Origin of the sequence: Vibrio sp. IB15 (assembly GCF_016406055.1) — a bacterium.
GTDB lineage: Bacteria > Pseudomonadota > Gammaproteobacteria > Enterobacterales > Vibrionaceae > Vibrio > Vibrio chagasii.
Genome location: NZ_JAEFCE010000155.1, coordinates 1 through 883, shown reverse-complemented (window position 1 = coordinate 883; position 883 = coordinate 1). Strand labels below are relative to the sequence as shown.

Sequence of the window (883 nt, the reverse complement as noted above, 5' to 3'; positions counted from 1 at the left end):
CGCTGGTTAGTCCTTTATATCGAGACATTGCGGTCTCAGATATTGAGCGATAGTGATAACCAGACTCGGATTTCCACTCCGCTATTGTTCCGTTTTTCAGAGCCTCTACAGCTTCATTTCTGGGATGCCCATCTTCCCAAAACGCTGCATTCTTTCGAGGTGGTATCAACGGAGTACAACCTTTATTCTTCAGAGTATTGTGGCAACTTTTTGTGTCATATGCTCCATCGGCAGATACAGCATCGATCTTTCTACGTAAAGGGTTGAGTAACGTTGGCAGCACTTCGCTATCACCAACATTTACCAGGCTGACCTCGGCACTAATGGCTTCATGGGTATCTACATCAACGGCTAAGTGCAGCTTGCGCCATGTTCTACGTTTTTCGGCACCGTACTTCTTCACCTTCCACTCCCCCTCGCCAAAGACTTTGAGACCAGTCGAGTCAATGGCTATATGACGAATAGCCCCTTTAGATTTATTACGGTATTTCACCTGGACTGTCTTCGAGCGTTTACTGATACAGGTGTAGTCTGGGGACGTCAGTGGAACATCCAATAACTCAAAGATAGAGTCGATAAAACCTTGAAGAGCACGCAAGGGTAATGAGAATACTCCTTTAATCATCAAGGCAGTTTCAATCGCTGTATCAGAGTACTGAAAGCCTCTACCACGCTTACCATGATGGGTTTTGCATCGCCATGCATCTACGGCTGTATCATCTATCCAGAACGTAACCGAGCCCCGTTTGCACAAAGCCTTATTGTACTCCGCCCAGTTAGTTATCTTCTTTTTCGCCTTACCCATGTTGTCACCGCTCTAACCATCATAAAGGATCAGATCGCAGGACTCGAAAAAGGTTCAACTGATTTAGGCAACAACGCC

The 883-nt window shown here is 46.0% G+C and carries 1 protein-coding gene; it reads right to left on the bottom strand.

Annotated elements, in window-relative coordinates; translation table 11 throughout:
- Positions 1 to 805, bottom strand: an 805-nt coding sequence (locus tag JC606_RS23195) for an IS5 family transposase (protein ID WP_198779565.1), incomplete at its 3' end; no start/stop codon positions are given.
- Positions 806 to 883 lie beyond the last annotated feature (78 nt).